Origin of the sequence: Arthrobacter sp. PAMC25564 (assembly GCF_004798705.1) — a bacterium.
Lineage (GTDB): Bacteria > Actinomycetota > Actinomycetes > Actinomycetales > Micrococcaceae > Arthrobacter.
On the sequence record NZ_CP039290.1, the window covers coordinates 976,313 to 993,405 of the forward strand.

Genomic DNA, 17,093 nt, shown 5'->3' on the forward strand with positions numbered 1-17,093 from the left:
CTGTGATATTTTCCTTGGATGACTCCACAGACTGCTGAACATGTTGGCCTGCTGCTCCGCGATGCCCGTGGAGACAGGGGCTGGACCCAGGGACAGCTCGCCGCGGAGCTGGGAACCAGCCAGAGCGCCATTGCCCGGATGGAGCAGGGCAAGCAGAACCTGAGCCTGAAAATGATCCAGCGGCTCGAGACAATCGTCGGCCGGACCATCGTCAAGGTCGGCCGGCCGCAGATGACCCACCTGCGGGTGGAAGGCGGCCGTACCCTCTCCGGTGCCGTGGACGTCAACAGCAGCAAGAACGCCGGGGTGGCCCTGCTGTGTGCCAGCCTGATCAACCGCGGAACCACCACGCTGCGCCGCCTTGCCCGGATCGAAGAGGTCAACCGGATTGTCGAGGTGCTGACCAGCATCGGCGTCGAATGCACCTGGCTCAACGCAAACGATCTCCAGATCCGCCGCCCCGCGGTCCTGGACCTGGACTCGATGGACGTGGAGGCGGCCCGCCGGACCCGCAGCGTCATCATGCTGCTGGGCCCCCTGCTGGACGAATCCAGCGAATACCGGCTGCCGTACGCCGGCGGCTGTGATCTCGGCACCCGCACCGTGCAGCCGCACATGCAGGCGCTGCGCCAGTTTGGCCTCAGCGTGGAGGCGAAGTCCGGGTTCTACGCGGTCCAGGCGCCGCCGTCGGACGGTCACGACCGCTCCTTCGTGCTCAGCGAACGCGGCGACACCGTCACCGAGAACGCCATCATGGCCGCAGCCCACCGCCGGGGCAGCACCATCATCCGCAACGCCAGCCCCAACTACATGGTGCAGGATCTCTGCTTCTACCTGCAGATGCTCGGCGTGGAGATCGCGGGCGTGGGCACCACCACGCTGAAGATCACCGGCCGCCCGTCGATCGACGTCGACATCGAATATTTCCCGTCCGAGGACCCGATCGAGGCGATGAGCCTCATCACCGCCGGCATCGTGACGAACTCGGAAGTCACCATCCGCCGCGTCCCGATCGAGTTCATGGAAATCGAACTCGCCACGCTGGAGCAGATGGGCCAGCGGCTCGAGGTGTCCGGGGAGTACCTGGCCCGCAACGGCCGCACCCGGCTGGTGGACGTCACCACGAGGCCCTCGGAACTGCGCGCGCCGGAGGACAAGATCCACCCCATGCCGTTCCCCGGCCTGAACATCGATAACCTGCCGTTCTTCGCGGTCATCGCCGCCAACGCCCAGGGCCAGACGATGATCCACGACTGGGTCTACGACAACCGCGCCATCTACCTGACCGAGCTGAACAAGCTCGGCGCCCAGGTGCAGCTGCTTGATCCGCACCGGATCTACGTCAACGGGCCCACCAAATGGCGTGCGGCGGAAGTGGGTTGCCCGCCGGCCCTCCGCCCGGCAGCCTGCCTGCTGCTGGCGATGCTCGCTGCCCGCGGGGTCTCGCAACTGCGCAACATCTACGTGATCGAACGCGGCTACGAGGACCTGGCCGAACGGCTCAACACCATCGGGGCGAAGATCGAGTACTTCCAGGACTGACCGCCCCCGGTTCAAGCAACGCGGGGTCACATCGCGCCCATGCGGCGGCGGCAAATGGGCCGTAGATGACCCCGCGTTGTGGCGCGTTCCCTCCCCTCCCGCGCACAATGGATGCATGCGCACTTTCGGCGTTGAGGAAGAGCTGCTGATTGTGGACCCGGGGACGGGTTCCCCGATGGCGCTCGCCGGCGCCCTGATGTCCCGCCTGAACCCGGGGAAGGTCACCGGCCACGAGGCCGCCGGCTTCAGTTTCGAACTTAAGCTTGAACAGATTGAAACCCAGACGGTGCCGTGCCTGGACCATACAGGCTTGCTGCACGAAATCCGGCGGGGTAGGGCCCTCGCGGACCAGGCGGCACGGCAGCACGGCGCCCGCGTGGCAGCCCTGGCCACCTCCCCGCTGGCGGCCGACAGCCACACGACGCCCAACCCCCGCTACGGAACCATGCAGGAACGCTTCGGGCTCACCGTCCTCGACCAGCTGACCTGTGGCCTGCACGTCCACACGCTCGTGGAGTCGCCCGAGGAAGGTGTGGCTGTCATGGACCGGATCCGCGACAAGCTGGCCGTGCTGATTGCGCTCAGCGCCAATTCCCCCTTCTGGAATGGCCGCGAGACGGGTTTCGAGAGCTACCGTACGCAGGCATGGAACCGGTGGCCAGGGTCGGGGCCCTCGATGATCTTCGGCGGCCTGCCGGTTTACCGGCGGGTGGTCGCCCGGCTCCTGGAGAGCGGCGTGCTGTTCGACGAAGGGATGGTTTACTTCGATGCGCGGCTGTCCCGCAACCATCCCACCGTGGAAGTCAGGGTTGCCGACGTCTGCCTTCGGGCCGAAGACGCGGCGCTGATCGCTGTGCTGGTACGGGCGCTCGTGGAATCGGCGAGCCGGGAATGGCGTGACGGCGTGGACCCTGCCCCGGTGCCGACCGTGCTGCTGCGGATGGCCGCCTGGCAGGCCAGCAACTGCGGGCTGCAGGAACAGCTGCTGGATTTCGGCAGCTTCCGACCTGCACCTGCCCGGGAGGTGGTCGAAGCCCTGGTGGACTTCGTGGCCCCCGTGCTCGCGGAGCAGAGTGAGCTGGGACTGGTGCGCGCGGGCGTCCACCGGATCCTGGCGCAGGGGACCGGTTCGCAGGAGCTGCGCCGGTCGTTCCGGGAAGCCGGACTCTGCGGCGCCGTTGGTCACGCCGTCCGCGTAACGACGGAAGAGCCGACGGAAGTGCCATCGCAGGGTTAAATCAGCGCTGTCAGATCTGCTTTAGCGCCTGTCCCAGATCGCTGATCAGGTCGTCGACGTCTTCCAGGCCCACCGAGAGCCGCACGACGCCGTCACTGAGCCCGATTGCCGCCCGGCCTTCCGGCCCCATGGCGCGGTGGGTCGTCGTGGCGGGGTGCGTGATGAGGGATTTCGAATCGCCCAGGTTGTTGGAGATGTCAATGATCCGCAGTGCGTCCAGCAGCGCGAAGGCGGCCTCTTTCGCGGAGCGTCCGGCTGACGGTGAGAGCTCGAACGTCAGCACTGTGCCGCCGGCCCTCATCTGCTTCGCGGCCAGTTCATGCTGGGGATGGGACGGCAGCAGCGGGTACAACACCGCATTGACGGCGGGCTGCTCCTCGAGCCATCCGGCCAGCCGCAGGGCCGACGCAGAGGAGTGGTTCACCCGCAGGGCCATGGTTTCCAGGCCCTTGGTCAGCACCCACGCGTTGAAGGCTGAGAGCGCCGGGCCGGTGTGGCGCATGAGCTGCTTGACCGGACCGTCGATGAATTCCCTGGTGCCCAGGATCGCGCCGCCGAGCACCCTGCCCTGGCCGTCGATGTGCTTGGTGCCGGAGTAGACCACCACGTCCGCGCCGAGATCCCCGCAGCGCTGCAGCAGGGGAGTGGCGAAGACATTGTCGACGACGACCGTCGCCCCCGCGGCGTGGGCCAGTGCGCTCACCGCGGCGATGTCCACGATTTCCTGCATCGGGTTCGAGGGCGACTCGAAGAAGACCGCCGTCGCCGGCTCGGACAACGCCGAGCGCCACTGCTCCAGGTCCGGGCCGTCCACGAAGACCGTCTCCACGCCCCAGCGCGGCAGGATCTCGTTGAGTATCACGAAGCAGGAGCCGAACAGCGAGCGGGCGGCGACCACGCGGTCGCCGGCCCCCAGCAGCGCGCCGAGGGCGGTGAAGACGGCGGACATCCCGGACGCCGTCGCAAAGCAGGCCTCGGTGCCTTCGAGCAGCCGGAGGCGCTCCTGGAAGGTGGCGACCGAGGGGTTGCCATAGCGGGAGTAGACGAAGCGCTCGTCCTCGCCGGTGAAGGCACGCTCGGCGGCTGCGGCGGATTCGTAGACGAAACCGGAGTTGAGGAAGATCGGCTCGGTGGTTTCCTGGAAGCCGGTGCGGTCGAGTCCGCCCCGGACGGCCTGGGTCTCGGGGCTCCAGCCGGCGGCGTCGGGGTTGAAGGTCATTTAGTGCTTTCCGAGGTTGGTGGGCAGCCCGCGGTTCTTCCAGCCGTTGACGGTCCGCTCGCCGTGCTGGTCCGTCTCGCCTTCGAAGCCCTCAAGGACGTTGTAGGCGGTGAAGCCGGCCGCGGTGGCGGCGATTGCGGCGGCGATGGAGCGGGCGCCTGACCGGCAGAGGAACACCAGTTCGGTACTGGAGTCCTCCGGAGCCTGCTGCTTCAGTTGCTCAACGAACTGCGCATTGGGAATCCCGCCGGCGAGGTTCCACTGGATGAACAGCGGATCGTTCTCCGTCGCCTTAGTGTCGGGAATACCGATGTGGGCCCATTCCCCCTCGGTGCGGACATCGACGAGGATGGCCCCTGCCTCGAGCTTGGCCCAGGCATCCTGAGGTGTGAGGTCTCCGGCGTAGCTCATGCGTGGCCCTCGCCATCGAACTCTTCGTTTTCCAGGTCATCCACCGCGCTGGCGACGGCGGCGTCCGCACTGGCAATCGCTGCCGGCAGCACGACTGCCTGGGCGACGATGACGCTGCTGCCGTTGAACGTGGCGGCGGGGCTTCCATGGAGCACATAACCCTCGGCGAGGGCTGCCGATACCCGCTCGCAGAAGGCGCGGTCATCGGGACCGGTGAACAGGCGGTAGGCCAGCTTTTCTTCAGGGGCAGGGGCGGCGGACGGTGCCGCTTGGGTGGACGCGTCAGGCACGACGGATCTCCTTCTTTCACGCTTGCAGCTCGAATATCGATATGCCGAGTATTCACCTGAGGCACCCCGCCGCGAAAGGGAGGGTTGCCGACCGGCCAGTCAGGGCTTGGCGCCGGGTCTCATTACTCCCCAAAAACGTAACACTTCCGACGCCGGCCAACACCGTCGTCGTCGTCATGTTGAGTAACGGGCCGCCACGCAACGCGGGGTCACCTACGGCCCATCCCGCCCCTCGGGACGGGCCGTAGGTGACCCCGCGTTGCAGAGAAGTTGCAGGGAAGGGGAATCAAGCAGCGTGCGGCACGAAGCGGATGGTCATGGCTTTGAACCCGGGGGTGTTGGATTCGCGTGCGACGAGTTCCCGGTGGACCAGCGCATTTGCCTCCGGGAAGTAGGCGGCAGCGCAGCCCTTGGCGGTTGGGTAGGCCACCAGGCGGAACTTGTCCGCGCGTCGTTCGCTGGAGTGGCCGTCGGCGCCGCGGAAGGTGGAGATGACATCGACCAGGTCCCGGTCCTTGAAGCCCAGGTCTTGAAGGTCGTCCTCATGGACCAGGATGACGCGGCGGCCTTCCGAGATGCCCCGGTAACGGTCGTCGAGCCCGTAGATGGTGGTGTTGTACTGGTCGTGGCTGCGGATGGTCTGGAGGATGAGGTGCCCGGCCGGGGGTGCCAGGTATTCCAGCGGGCTGACGGTGAAGCCGGCCTTGCCGGTGGCGGTGGCGAACGTCCGGGTGTCCCGGGGCGGGTTGGGCAGCACGAAGCCGTTCTTGTTCCTGATGCGGGCGTTGAAGTCCTCGAATCCGGGGATGACGCGTGAGATGTGGTCCCTGATGACGTCGTAGTCCTCGGCCATGGCCCGCCAGTTAACCGCGTGGTCATCCCCTAGGGTGGCCTGTGCCAGCCGGGCGATGATCACCGGTTCGCTGAGCAGGTGCCCGGAGACCGGCTGCAGGCGGCCCTGCGTGGAGTGGACCACGGACATCGAATCCTCCACGGACAGGAACTGCCGCCCTCCCGGGTGCTTGTCATCGGTGTCGGTCCGGCCAAGCGTGGGGAGGATGAGGGACGTCCGGCCGTGGACGGCATGCGAACGGTTGGGCTTGGTGGAGATGTGCACCGTCAGCCCGGCACGTTTCATTCCGGCTTCAAGCGGTCCCGTGTCCGAGTTCGCCGCCGCGAAATTGCCGCCCATGGCCACGAAGACGTCCACCTGGTCCTGCTCGAAGGCCTGCAGGGCTTCCGTTGAATCGTAGCCGTGCTCCCGTGGTGTGCTGATCCCGAACTCCTGGTCCAGGGCGGCCAGGAGCGCTTCCTTGGGTTTCTCCCAGATGCCCATGGTGCGGTCACCCTGGACGTTCGAATGCCCGCGCACGGGGCAGGCCCCGGCACCGCGTTTGCCGAAGTTTCCCTGCAGCAGCAGCAGGTTGATGATCTCCCGGAGCGTGTCCACCGAGTGCGGCTGCTGCGTCAGTCCCAGCGCCCAGCAGATGATGGTGGCCTTGGAAGCCGCCATCATGCCGGCGATCCGGGTGATTTCGTCCCTGCCCAGGCCGGTGGCCTTCTTCGTCTCGGCCCAGTCAACGGTGCTGCGCGCGGTCACATAGGCTTCGAATCCTTCGGTCTGTGCCTGGATGAACGCGTGGTCCACCACGGTGCCCGGATTCTCTTTCTCGGCCTCCAGCAGGAGATGGCCCAGGGCCTGGAACAGGGCCAGGTCGCCGCCGACCTTGATCTGGAGGTATTCGTCGGCGATGGTCGTTCCGTGCCCCACCACGCCGGTGAGCGACTGCGGGTCCTTGAAGTTCATGAGCCCGGCCTCGGGCAGTGGATTGACGCCCACGACCTTGCCGCCGTTGTTCTTGCAGTCCTTCAGGGCCGAAAGCATCCGGGGGTGGTTAGTGCCGGGGTTCTGCCCTACCACGAACACCAGCTCGGCGTCGTGGATGTCTTCCAGGGAGACCGTTCCCTTGCCGATGCCGATGGTCGGGTTCATGGCGGAGCCGGAGGATTCGTGGCACATGTTCGAGCAGTCAGGCAGGTTGTTGGTGCCCACGCTGCGGGCGAACAGCTGGAACATGAAGGCGGTCTCGTTCGCCGTCCGTCCCGAGGTGTAGAAGACGCAGCGGTCCGGGGTGGTCGCGCGGATGTGCCCGGCGGCCAGGTCGAAGGCATCTGCCCAGCTGATGGGGGAGTAATGGGTGTCCCCGGGCCGGATCACGACAGGCTCGGTGATGCGCCCCTGGTTGCCCAGCCAGTGGTCGGTCCTGGTCTCCAGCTCCGCAATGGAATGGGCAGCCCAGAACTCCGGAGTCACGGTCCGGGTGGTGTTCTCCTCCGCGATGGCCTTGGCGCCGTTCTCGCAGAACTCCGCACGGCTCCGCTTGCCCGTGATGGACTCCGGCCAGGCACATCCCGGGCAATCGAAACCGTTGTGCTGATTGACGCGGAGCATCGAGCGCACCGTCCGGGCGACACCGGCCTGGGCCAGTCCCCGGTCCAGCGCCACCGTCACCGCTTTGACGCCGGCAGCGCCTTTTTTGGGTGCACGGACTTCGAGGTCATCTTCGTTGATGTCTTCGGCAGGCGCAGGACGGGTCATTTTCAAGGTGGGTTCCTTACCGGTTCGGGCTTGTGGGACTACGGGGACGCTCTTGCGGGATGACGCGCTTAAATCACCCGACGCGGGGTCACCTACGGCCCATCCCGGACCGCGGAATGGGCCGTAGGTGACCCCGCGTTGCTCCTGGCGGGAGCGGTCAGAGGGCCGAGGATTCGTAGGCCTCCCGGACCTGAAAGCCTAGCGCAGCACCACTGTCCTGTTGCCCTGCAGGATCACGCGGCCTTCGCAATGCCAGCGGACGGCGTTGGAGAGGGCTTTGCACTCGGTATCGCGGCCTGCCGCCACCAGCTCCTCCGGACCGTAGGTGTGATCCACTTCCACCACCTGCTGGGAGATGATGGGCCCTTCATCGAGCTCCGCGTTGACGTAGTGGGCGGTGGCGCCGACGGTCTTCACCCCGCGTGCGTATGCCTGGTGGTAGGGCTTGGCGCCCTTGAAGCTGGGCAGGAAGGAGTGATGGATATTGATGGCGCGGCCGTCCAGCCGGCGGGTCAGGTCATCGCTGAGGACCTGCATGTAGCGTGCCAACACCACAAGCTCCACATCGAACTCGTCCACCAGTTCCAGGAGGCGGGCCTCGGCCTCGGGCTTGGTGGCTGCCGTGACCGGCACGTGGAAGAAGGGGATGCCGTGCCATTCCACGAGCGTCTGGTGATCGGTGTGGTTGGAGACAACTGCCACCACGTCCACCGGCAGTTCCCCGATCCTGGCGCGGAACAGCAGATCGTTGAGGCAGTGCCCGAACTTGGACACCATGATCAGGACCCGGCGTTTCTCCCCGTGTGCGCGAAGGTGCCAGTGCATCCCGAAGCGTTCCGCCACCGGACCAAAAGCGGACCGCAGGGTGTCCGCGGTGGAGGCATCGCCGTCGGACGCGAAGTGCACCCGCATGAAGAAGTGCCCTTCGGAGCGTTCGCCGAACTGCTTGCTGTCGAGGATGTCGCAGCCGTTCTCAAGCAGGAAGCCGGAGACGGCATGGACGATGCCCGACGTCTCCGCGCAGTCGAGCGTCAGGACGTGCTCGACCGTGGTCACCGGCCGGGCGGGAGGGGTTTCAGTCTGGATGGCTGTCATGGTTCAGCACTCGATCACGTTCACGGCGAGGCCTCCGCGGGAGGTTTCCTTGTATTTGGTTTTCATGTCTGCTCCTGTCTCGCGCATGGTTTTGATGGCTTTGTCGAGGGATACTTTGTGGCTGCCGTCGCCGTGCAGGGACAGCCGGGCGGCGTTGATGGCTTTGACGCTGGCGATGGCGTTGCGTTCGATGCAGGGGATCTGCACGAGCCCGCCCACCGGGTCGCAGGTCAGGCCCAGGTTGTGTTCGATGCCGACTTCGGCGGCGTTTTCCACCTGCGCCGGGGTGCCGCCGAGGACTTCGCAGAGCCCGGCGGCCGCCATGGAGCAGGCCGATCCGACTTCGCCCTGGCAGCCGACCTCGGCCCCGGAGATGGAGGCGTTGATCTTGAACAGGATTCCGACGGCGGCCGCGGCCAGCAGGAAGCGGATGACCCCGTCGTCGTTGGCGCCCGGCACAAACTTCGTGTAGTAGTGCAGGACCGCCGGCACGATCCCCGCCGCACCGTTGGTGGGCGCGGTGACGATCCGGCCGCCCGCGGCGTTTTCCTCGTTCACGGCCAGGGCGAACAGGTTTACCCACTCCATCGCGAGCAGCGGGTCGGCCGAGGCCGAGCCGTCCAGTTCCGCGTCGGTGGCCGAGAGCGTCCTGAACAGCGACGGCGCCCGCCGCCTGACGTTCAGCCCGCCCGGCAGGATGCCCTCGGCGGCGCAGCCGTTGTCGACGCATTCGCGCATGACCGCCCAGAGCGCCAGCAGTTTCTCCCGGAGTTCGGTTTCGCTGCGCCAGACGAGTTCGTTGGCGAGCATGATGTCGGAGATGGACTTGCCTTCGCGGGCGCAGGTCGCCAGGAGCTCATCCGCCGTGGTGAAGGGGTAGGGGAGCACGGTGGTGTCGGCGACAACCTTGTCCGTGCCGGCGGCGTCGCCGGCCACGACGAAGCCGCCGCCGATGGAGTAGTAGCTGCGTTCGGCCAGCACCTCCCCGGTGTGGTCCAGCGCGCGGAAGGTCATGCCGTTCGGATGGGCCGGCAGGGACTTGCGGCGGTGCAGGACCACGTCCTCGTCCCAGTTGAAGTCCACCCGGTGGCTGCCGCCCAGGCGCAGCTCGGCGTCGAGGGCGGCAGCGGCAACCTGGTCGTCGGCGGTGCGGGTGTCCACGGTTTCCGGGGACTGTCCCTGCAGCCCCAGCACCACGGCCTTGTCCGAGCCGTGGCCGCGGCCGGTGGCGCCCAGGGAGCCGAAAAGCTCGGCCTGGACGCGTACCGTGGCCGCAAGCTGGCCGGACGATTCAAGACCGTCCGTGAACTGCTTCGCTGCCCGCATCGGGCCGACCGTGTGTGAGGACGAGGGCCCGATGCCAACAGAAAACAGGTCGAGCACGCTCAGGGCCATTTAGGGGACCTCTGGTGAGGCGTACTCCCGCATGGAGTCCAGGAGCCAGCGCCCCAGGAACTCGGCGAACGAGGCCCTCGGTAAGATCCGGTAGGTCTCCTCCGCGGTCTTCCAGAGCACGGCCGGTATGTGTCCGATTTCCGTGGCCAGGGCGGTCCCGGTCTTGAACACCGACGGGTGGAGGTCCAGCGAGCAGCTCTTCTCGAGTACTGCACGGGCCCGGGGGCCGGCGAGTTCGAAGGTGGTGCGGTTGGCGGAGAGGTCCACGACCTGGCCTTCGCCGGTGCCCAGTGCCGCCGTGAGATCGCTGACCAGCGATCCGCCGAGGGAGTCGTGCGACTCCTCCGGGGCGACGACCATGAACTCTGTGGGTCCGAGCCACAAAACGGCAGCGCCGTTGACCGCAGCCCCGTTGACGTCGCCGCAGGAGGCCGGCAGCCCGCCGGTCACGGATGCGATGCGCGTCCCGGCGTCGGAACCTCGCTCAACGCGGATCCCCACCATCGTCTGGTACGGGATTTCCTTCAGCTCCACGGTACCCGGCACGGAGCCGGCCGCGAAGGCCTCGGCGAGGTGCGAGGCCGGGCTGCGTCGGGCAGCCCGGAGTCCGTTGACGTGTGCTTCTGCTGGTGCGGTTGTCTCAGCCATCTTTGCGGGTCCCTTCAGCGTCGAAAAGTACGGTTTCGCCAACAACCACGTCGACCAGTTGGTCTCCGACTGAGGCCACGAGGGTCTCACCGATGCGGTTGCGGCCGTTGTGGATCAAGGCCAGGCCGAAGGACCGGCCCAGCGCGGCACTGTGGTAGCTGGAGGTCACGAACCCCTGCATGGGCACGGGGCCGTAGGCGGGGTTGACGGTGATGCCCTTTTCCACGAGCTGCGTTCCTTCAGGCAGGCGGATCGTTCCGTCCACCGGGAGGACGCTGACCAGGTGCTTGCGGTCGGTGCGGGCGGCGTCCTTGCGGTTGTAGGAACGCTTGCCGATGAAGTCCTTGGCCTTGGACACGACCCATTCCATGCCGGCATCCTGCGGGGTGACCGTGCCGTCGGTGTCCTGCCCGACGATCGGGTAACCCTTTTCGGCGCGCAGCACGTGCATGGTTTCGGTGCCGTACGGGGTGATGTTGAACTCTGCCCCGGCGGCGGCCACGGACTCCCAGGTGTTGAGCCCGTACCAGGACGGCACGTTGATCTCGTAGGCCAGTTCGCCGGAGAAGGAGATGCGGCAGATGCGCGCCTGCACCCCGGAGGCCAGCGTGGTCTCCCGGAAGGTCATGAACGGGAATGCCTCGGCGTCCAGGCCGCCGTCGGCGGCCAGCTGCGGGGCGAGCTTGGCGATCACGGCACGGGACTTCGGGCCGACGACGGCGATGGTGGTCCACTGTTCCGTCACGGAGGTGCAGTGCACATCCAGTTCGGGCCATTCGGTCTGGTGCCATTCCTCCAGCCAGTCCAGGACCTTGGCGGCGCCGCCGGTGGTGGTGGTCATGAAGAAGCGGTCCTCGTCCAGGCGCAAGGTGACGCCGTCGTCGAAGATCATGCCGTCCGGGGTGCACATGACGCCGTAGCGGGCCGAGCCCGGGGCGAGCTTCTTGAACGCGTTGGTGTAGATGCGGTTCAGGAATTCGCCGGCGTCCTTGCCCCGGATCTCGATCTTGCCCAGCGTGGTGGCGTCCATGAAGCCCACGGAGTCGCGGACGGCGGCGCATTCACGCAGCACCGCGGTGTCCATGTCCTCGCCGGACTGCGGGTAGTACCAGGGGCGCTTCCACTGTCCGACGTCCTCGAACAAGGCTCCCTGGGCGACGTGCCACGGGTGGACGGACGTTTTGCGGGCCGGGTCGAAGAGTTCCCCGCGCTGGCGTCCGGCCAGGGCTGCGAAGGCCACCGGGGTGAACGGTGCACGGTAGGCCGTGGTGCCGATCCCGCCGATGCCGGCCGTTTCCGCGCCGCCGGACTTCAGCGCCGCTGCGATGACGCCGATGGCGTTGACGCCCGAGGTCTTGCCCTGGTCGTTGGCGGTGCTGATCGAGGTGTAGCGCTTGACGTGTTCCACGGAGCGCATCCCGGCCCCGGTGGAGCGGATCACGTCGGCGACGGACTGGTCGCGCTGGAAGTCCACGAAGTGGTGGTGCCACTGCCCGGGGGTGCCTTCCTGGCCGGGGACCAGCCAGAGCTGGCGGATCGGGGCGGAGGCCACCGGTGCCTTGGGCCCGGCGGGGACGACGGCGGAGGTGAAGCCCGCGGCGATGGCGGCTGCTGCGCCGGCGGAGGTGCCCTCGGCCAGGCAGTCCGTCAGTGCGTAGCTGCCGCGGCCGGATCCCACGACCTGCTGGTCCTTGACCGCGGCGGCCGGCACGAAGGCGGCGAGTTCCTCGTCCCAGCGGAGCTTGCCCTGGCGCTGGGAGTGGAGGTGGACTACCGGGCTCCAGCCGCCGGATACGGCGAGCAGGTCGCAGGCGAGCTGCTCGACGCCGGAGGTGAGTTCGCCGTCGTCGTTGATGCTGCGGACGGTGACGCCGGCGAGGCGGCCGGTGCTGTCCCCGGCGGTGTCGGCAACGGCGGCACCGATCAGGACCCGGATGCCTGCTGCGCCGGCGGCGGCTGCCGTTTCGCTTAGCTGCGGACGGGCGTCCACGACGGCGGCCACGGTGACCCCGGCTGCTAACAGGTCCGCTGCGAGTGCGTAGGCGGAGTCGTTGGTGGTGCTGATGACCACCTTCGATCCGGCTGCCACGGCGTAGCGGTTGAGGTAGCTGCGGACGGCGGAGGCGAGCATGATGCCGGGGCGGTCGTTGTTTTCGAAGACCAGCGGGCGCTCGTGGGCGCCGGGGGCCAGCACAACCTGCTTGGCACGGATGTGCCAGATGCGCTGGCGGGACACACCGGGCGCCGCGGGGCCGGAGAGGTGGTCCGTGCGGTTCTGCGCGGCGATGAAGTAGTTCGAGTCGTAGGAACCGAAGGCCGTGGTGCGGTTGAGCACGGTGCATTCGGCGGCGGAGACCAGCTCCGCCTCCACATCGGCGATCCATTCCAGGGCAGGCTTGCCCTCGACGGTGTCCTGCAGCGCCGGGGCCGTGGAGCCGGAAAGCAGTGAGCCGCCGAGCTCGGGCTGGTCATCGATCAGGATGACGCGGGCACCGGTGCGGACTGCTTCACGGGCCGCGGCCAGGCCGGAAACGCCGCCGCCCACCACCAGGACGTCGGTGTGGACGTACTTCTTGTCGTATTCGGCCTGGTCCTCGTCCGGATCCAGCTTGCCAAGTCCGTTGAGCAGCTCGGCGGCGAGTCCGTCCACGAGGGACACCGTGGTGGCCTGGAGCATGGACTCGGCCACGTGCCCCGGGAACCGGGCGGCGACCTTCACGAGGGCATTGGGTTCCTCGACGCCGGCGGCCATGATGCCGCGGGGGCGGCCCTCGTAAAGGGAGTTGCCGGCGCTGATCCGGCCGTTGGCCAGGAGTGCCGAGGCGATGGTATCGCCGGGGTGGCCGGTGAATTCCTGGCCGTCCACGGTGAACCGCCAGGTGATGCTGCGGTCGATGCGGCCGCCGGTGGCGAGGCGGGCGTTCTGGCTGGTCACTTCTGGGCTCCTTCCGGGGAGATGGCGGTGGTTGCTGCAGAGGCTGCAGGTCCCACGTCGGGGCGCTTTTCGCCCATCTTGTAAATGGCCTGGATTTCGTAGCTCACGGTGTCCCGGAGCATGTTGAACCATTGCCGGCAGCCGGTGCTGTGGACCCAGCGTTCGGCGAAGGCACCCTTGGTGTTGTCGCGGTAGAACAGGTATTCGGCCCATTCCCGGTCGCTCAGGGCGTCAGGGCTTTCCGGGTAGGCCACATGGGCCTGGCCGCCGTAGTGGAATTCAGTTTCGTCGCGTGCCCCGCAGTTGGGGCATGAAATCAGGAGCATGTCCTTACCTCTTTCTAGTGGGCGACGGCGGCGGCGCCGTGTTCGTCGATCAGGGCACCGGTTTCGAAGCGTTCCAGTGCGAAGGGCTTGTTGAGCTGGTGCGGGGCACCGGTGGCGATGGTGTGGGCGAAGGTCAGGCCGGCCGCGGGGGTGCCCTTGAATCCTCCGGTGCCCCAGCCGCAGTTGACGAACATGTTCTCGACCGGGGTGGTGCCCACGATCGGCGAGGCGTCCATGGTGGTGTCCACGATCCCGCCCCAGGTCCGGAGCACATGGGCCCGGGCGAAGATCGGGAAGAGCTCCACGGCGGCCGCCATCTGCTCCTCGATGACATGGAAGGAGCCGCGCTGTCCGTAGCCGTTGTAGGAGTCCACGCCGGCGCCCATGACCAGTTCGCCCTTGTGCGCCTGGGAGACGTAGACGTGGACGTGGTTGGACATGACCACCGTGGGGTGGACGGGTTCGTGCAGTTCTGACACGAGCGCCTGGAGCGGGTGGGACTGGATCGGCAGGCGGAAGCCGGCCATTTCGGCCAGGACGCTGCTGTGTCCGGCAGCGCAGAGGCCGACCTTTTCGGTGTTGATGGTGCCGCGGCTGGTCTTGACGCCCACCACGCGGTTGCCGTCCTTGATAAAGCCGGTGACTTCGCAGTTCTGGATGATGTCCACGCCGAGTTCGTCGCACTTGCGCGCGAAGGCCCAGGCGACGTGGTCGTGCTTGGCGATGCCTGCGCGCGGCTGGTAGGTGGCGCCCATGACGGGGTAGCGGATGTTGTCGCTGATGTTCAGGATGGGGCAGAGTTCCTTGACCTGGGCCGGGTCCAGCCACTCGGCGTCGACGCCGTTGAGCTTGTTCGCTCCGACCCGGCGGATGCTTTCGCGGACATCGCCCAGGGTGTGGGCAAGGTTCATCACGCCGCGCTGGCTGAACAGGAAGTCGTAGTCCAGTTCTTCCGGCAGGATCTCCCACAGCTTCAGCGCGTGCTCATAGATCGCCGCGCTCTCGTCCCAGAGGTAGTTGGAGCGGATGATCGTGGTGTTCCGGGCCATGTTGCCGCCGGCGAGCCAGCCCTTTTCCAGCACGGCGATATTGGTCATGCCATGGTTCTTGGCCAGGTAGTACGCCGTCGCCAGCCCGTGTCCGCCGCCGCCGACAATCACGGCGTCGTAGGACTTCTTCGGGTCCGGATTGTGCCACAGGAACTCGGGGTGCTCCGGCAGGTGTTCGGTCGTCACTGTGCAACTCCGTTCGGGGAGGTTCCGGCAGTGCCGGAAAGATTCGGGTAAAGCGGAAATTTCTCGGCCAGGACCGTGACCCGGTCGCGGAGCAGCACGGCGGACTCTTCGCTGAGTTCGCCCTTGATGGCCTCGGCGATGATGTCGGCAACCTCGGTGAATTCGGCCGGGCCGAAGCCCCGGGTGGCCAGCGCCGGGGTGCCGATCCGAAGCCCGGAAGAGACCATCGGCGGGCGGGGGTCAAACGGGACCGCGTTGCGGTTCACGGTGATACCGATCCGGTGCAGGCGGTCCTCGCCCTGCTGGCCGTCCAGCTCGGAGTTGCGCAGGTCCACCAGGACCAGGTGGACGTCGGTGCCGCCGCCCACCACGGAGATCCCGTATTCGGCGACGTCCGGGGCGAGCAGGCGCCCGGCCAGGATCCTGGCCCCTTCCAGGGTGCGCTGCTGGCGGTCCTTGAAGTCCTCGCTTGCGGCGATCTTGAAGGACACGGCCTTAGCCGCGATCACATGTTCCAGCGGTCCGCCCTGCTGGCCGGGGAAAACAGCGGAGTTGATCTTGCGGGCCAGGGACCCGCGGCTGAGGATGACGCCGCCGCGCGGGCCGCCCAGGGTCTTGTGCGTGGTGGTGGTGACGACGTCGGCGTACGGCACCGGGTTCGGGTGCAGCCCCGCGGCCACCAGGCCGGCAAAGTGGGCCATATCCACCATGAGGTAGGCGCCCACCAGGTCCGCGATCCGGCGGAACTGGGCAAAATCCAGCTGCCGGGTGTAAGCGGACCAGCCGGCCACGATCAGCCTGGGCCGGTGTTCCAGCGCCAGCGCCTCCACCTCGGCCATGTCCACGGTCATGTCTGATTCGCGCACATGGTACGGCACGACGTTGTACAGCTTGCCGGAGAAGTTGATCTTCATGCCGTGGGTCAGGTGCCCGCCGTGGGCCAGGTCCAGGCCCATGATGGTGTCGCCCGGATCCAGCAGCGCGAACATCGCCGCAGCGTTGGCCTGCGCGCCGGAGTGCGGCTGGACATTGGCGTGTTCGGCGCCGAAAAGTGCCTTGACCCGGTCGATGGCGAGCTGCTCGATCACATCAACGTGTTCGCAGCCACCGTAGTACCGCTTGCCCGGGTACCCCTCGGCGTACTTGTTGGTCAGCACGGAACCCTGGGCCGTCATCACGGCCGTGGGGGCAAAGTTTTCCGAAGCGATCATTTCCAGCGTCGACTGCTGGCGGTCCAGCTCCCGGGCAATGGCCGCGTCGACCTCGGCGTCGACGCTGGAGAGGGTGCCTGTGAGCACATCTGCCATGGGTTGCTCCTTTCAATCAGTGTGTTGTCCACAACTGCTAGCCAACTAATACATGACTGATATATTAGATTGAATGCAACAATATGTTGTAGATCACTCGACGTCAAGGGCGTCGTTCGGAAAGCGCGCGACAAGCCAGTTGCCGAGGCGCACAGCGAGACACAAGGAGGGGACATGACGAGCCTTGCAGTGGAAGACGCGGCAGCGGCCGAAGCGGAGCTGCCTTTGTCGGAGCAGGCCTACCGGCAGCTGCGCGATCAGCTGATCATGCTGGAGATCCGCCCGGGTGACGCGATTAACGACTCGGTGCTGGCGGCCCGGCTGGGGTTTGGCCGCACGCCGGTGCGCGAGGCGCTCAAGCGGTTGGAGAGCGACCATCTGGTGGTCTCTTACCCGCGCCGGGGAACCTTCGCAACCCGCGTGGACATCACGGAACTGGCAGACATCTCGGAGATCCGCGAACTGCTGGAGCCCCTCGCGGCGCGGCGGGCGGCACGGACCGCCAACCCGGACATGCGGGCCAGGCTCCGGGCGCTGGCGGCCGACATTGCCGAATCGGAGCCGCGCGGTGCCGACCAGCACACGCTGATGCGCTTTGACATCATGGTCCACCGGCAGATCTACGCGGCCGCGGCGAATCCACACCTGGAGGATGTGCTGATCCGGTACGACAACCTGGCGACGCGCATCTGGTGCCTGGTGCTGGACAAGATCCCGTCCGTCGCCGGGCACATCACCGAGCATGTAGACCTGCTCCATGCCATTGCCGACGGCGATGCCGAGCTGGCAGCCAGCCTGGCGCTCGAGCACGTGACCAGCTTCGAGAAAACCATCCGTAGCGTGCTCTAGGCCAA

Annotated in this window: 14 protein-coding genes and 1 riboswitch; of the genes, 3 read left to right on the top strand and 11 right to left on the bottom strand. The window is 67.0% G+C overall.

The window, feature by feature from the left end; genetic code table 11:
- The first annotated feature begins 18 nt into the window (after window positions 1-18).
- Both E5206_RS04405 and E5206_RS04410 read left to right on the top strand, forming a co-directional pair.
- Window positions 19-1,542, top strand: coding sequence for a UDP-N-acetylglucosamine 1-carboxyvinyltransferase (locus tag E5206_RS04405; RefSeq protein WP_136321425.1), 1,524 nt, complete (start codon window positions 19-21; stop codon window positions 1,540-1,542).
- Between the two features lie 115 nt (window positions 1,543-1,657).
- A complete protein-coding gene (locus E5206_RS04410; RefSeq protein ID WP_136321426.1) occupies window positions 1,658-2,779 on the top strand; it encodes a glutamate--cysteine ligase in 1,122 nt (373 codons plus the stop codon).
- A 10-nt stretch (window positions 2,780-2,789) separates the two neighbouring features.
- Here E5206_RS04410 and E5206_RS04415 read toward each other — a convergent pair whose 3' ends face one another.
- The 11 genes from E5206_RS04415 to glyA all read right to left on the bottom strand — a co-directional run bounded on the left by E5206_RS04415 (window position 2,790) and on the right by glyA (window position 16,239).
- A complete protein-coding gene (locus tag E5206_RS04415; protein WP_136321427.1) occupies window positions 2,790-3,998 on the bottom strand; it encodes an O-succinylhomoserine sulfhydrylase in 1,209 nt (402 codons plus the stop codon).
- On the bottom strand, window positions 3,999-4,409 hold the full coding sequence (locus tag E5206_RS04420) for a rhodanese-like domain-containing protein (RefSeq protein ID WP_136321428.1): 411 nt from the start codon (window positions 4,407-4,409) through the stop codon (window positions 3,999-4,001).
- The gene (locus E5206_RS04425) at window positions 4,406-4,699 is read right to left on the bottom strand and encodes a DUF1737 domain-containing protein (RefSeq protein ID WP_136321429.1); all 294 of its coding nucleotides are present in this window, start codon (window positions 4,697-4,699) and stop codon (window positions 4,406-4,408) included. The genes E5206_RS04420 and E5206_RS04425 overlap by 4 nt, the downstream gene beginning before the upstream one ends.
- Before the next feature lie 13 nt (window positions 4,700-4,712).
- Window positions 4,713-4,826: riboswitch (SAM riboswitch) on the bottom strand.
- 159 nt (window positions 4,827-4,985) lie between these two features.
- The gene (locus E5206_RS04430) at window positions 4,986-7,298 is read right to left on the bottom strand and encodes an FdhF/YdeP family oxidoreductase (protein WP_136321430.1); all 2,313 of its coding nucleotides are present in this window, start codon (window positions 7,296-7,298) and stop codon (window positions 4,986-4,988) included.
- 198 nt (window positions 7,299-7,496) lie between these two features.
- Window positions 7,497-8,393 carry a formyltetrahydrofolate deformylase gene (gene purU / locus E5206_RS04435; protein ID WP_136321431.1) on the bottom strand — a complete coding sequence of 299 codons (897 nt, stop codon included), beginning with the start codon at window positions 8,391-8,393 and terminating at the stop codon, window positions 7,497-7,499.
- A gap of 3 nt (window positions 8,394-8,396) precedes the next feature.
- A complete protein-coding gene (locus E5206_RS04440; protein WP_136321432.1) occupies window positions 8,397-9,788 on the bottom strand; it encodes an L-serine ammonia-lyase in 1,392 nt (463 codons plus the stop codon).
- The gene (locus E5206_RS04445; protein WP_136321433.1) at window positions 9,789-10,436 is read right to left on the bottom strand and encodes a sarcosine oxidase subunit gamma family protein; all 648 of its coding nucleotides are present in this window, start codon (window positions 10,434-10,436) and stop codon (window positions 9,789-9,791) included.
- Window positions 10,429-13,371, bottom strand: a complete 2,943-nt coding sequence (locus E5206_RS04450; protein ID WP_136321434.1) for a 2Fe-2S iron-sulfur cluster-binding protein — start codon at window positions 13,369-13,371, stop codon at window positions 10,429-10,431. The genes E5206_RS04445 and E5206_RS04450 overlap by 8 nt, the downstream gene beginning before the upstream one ends.
- Complete coding sequence (locus E5206_RS04455) at window positions 13,368-13,697, bottom strand: sarcosine oxidase subunit delta (protein WP_136321435.1); 330 nt, start codon at window positions 13,695-13,697, stop codon at window positions 13,368-13,370. Before E5206_RS04455 ends, E5206_RS04450 begins: the two co-directional genes overlap by 4 nt.
- Window positions 13,698-13,711: 14 nt before the next feature.
- Entirely contained in the window at window positions 13,712-14,932 is a 1,221-nt protein-coding gene (locus tag E5206_RS04460) for a sarcosine oxidase subunit beta family protein (RefSeq protein ID WP_136321436.1), read from the bottom strand.
- Entirely contained in the window at window positions 14,929-16,239 is a 1,311-nt protein-coding gene (glyA, locus tag E5206_RS04465) for a serine hydroxymethyltransferase (protein WP_136321437.1), read from the bottom strand. Before glyA ends, E5206_RS04460 begins: the two co-directional genes overlap by 4 nt.
- Window positions 16,240-16,413: 174 nt before the next feature.
- Between glyA and E5206_RS04470 the strand changes: the two genes are divergently transcribed.
- Window positions 16,414-17,088, top strand: a complete 675-nt coding sequence (locus tag E5206_RS04470; protein WP_136321438.1) for a GntR family transcriptional regulator — start codon at window positions 16,414-16,416, stop codon at window positions 17,086-17,088.
- Window positions 17,089-17,093 lie beyond the last annotated feature (5 nt).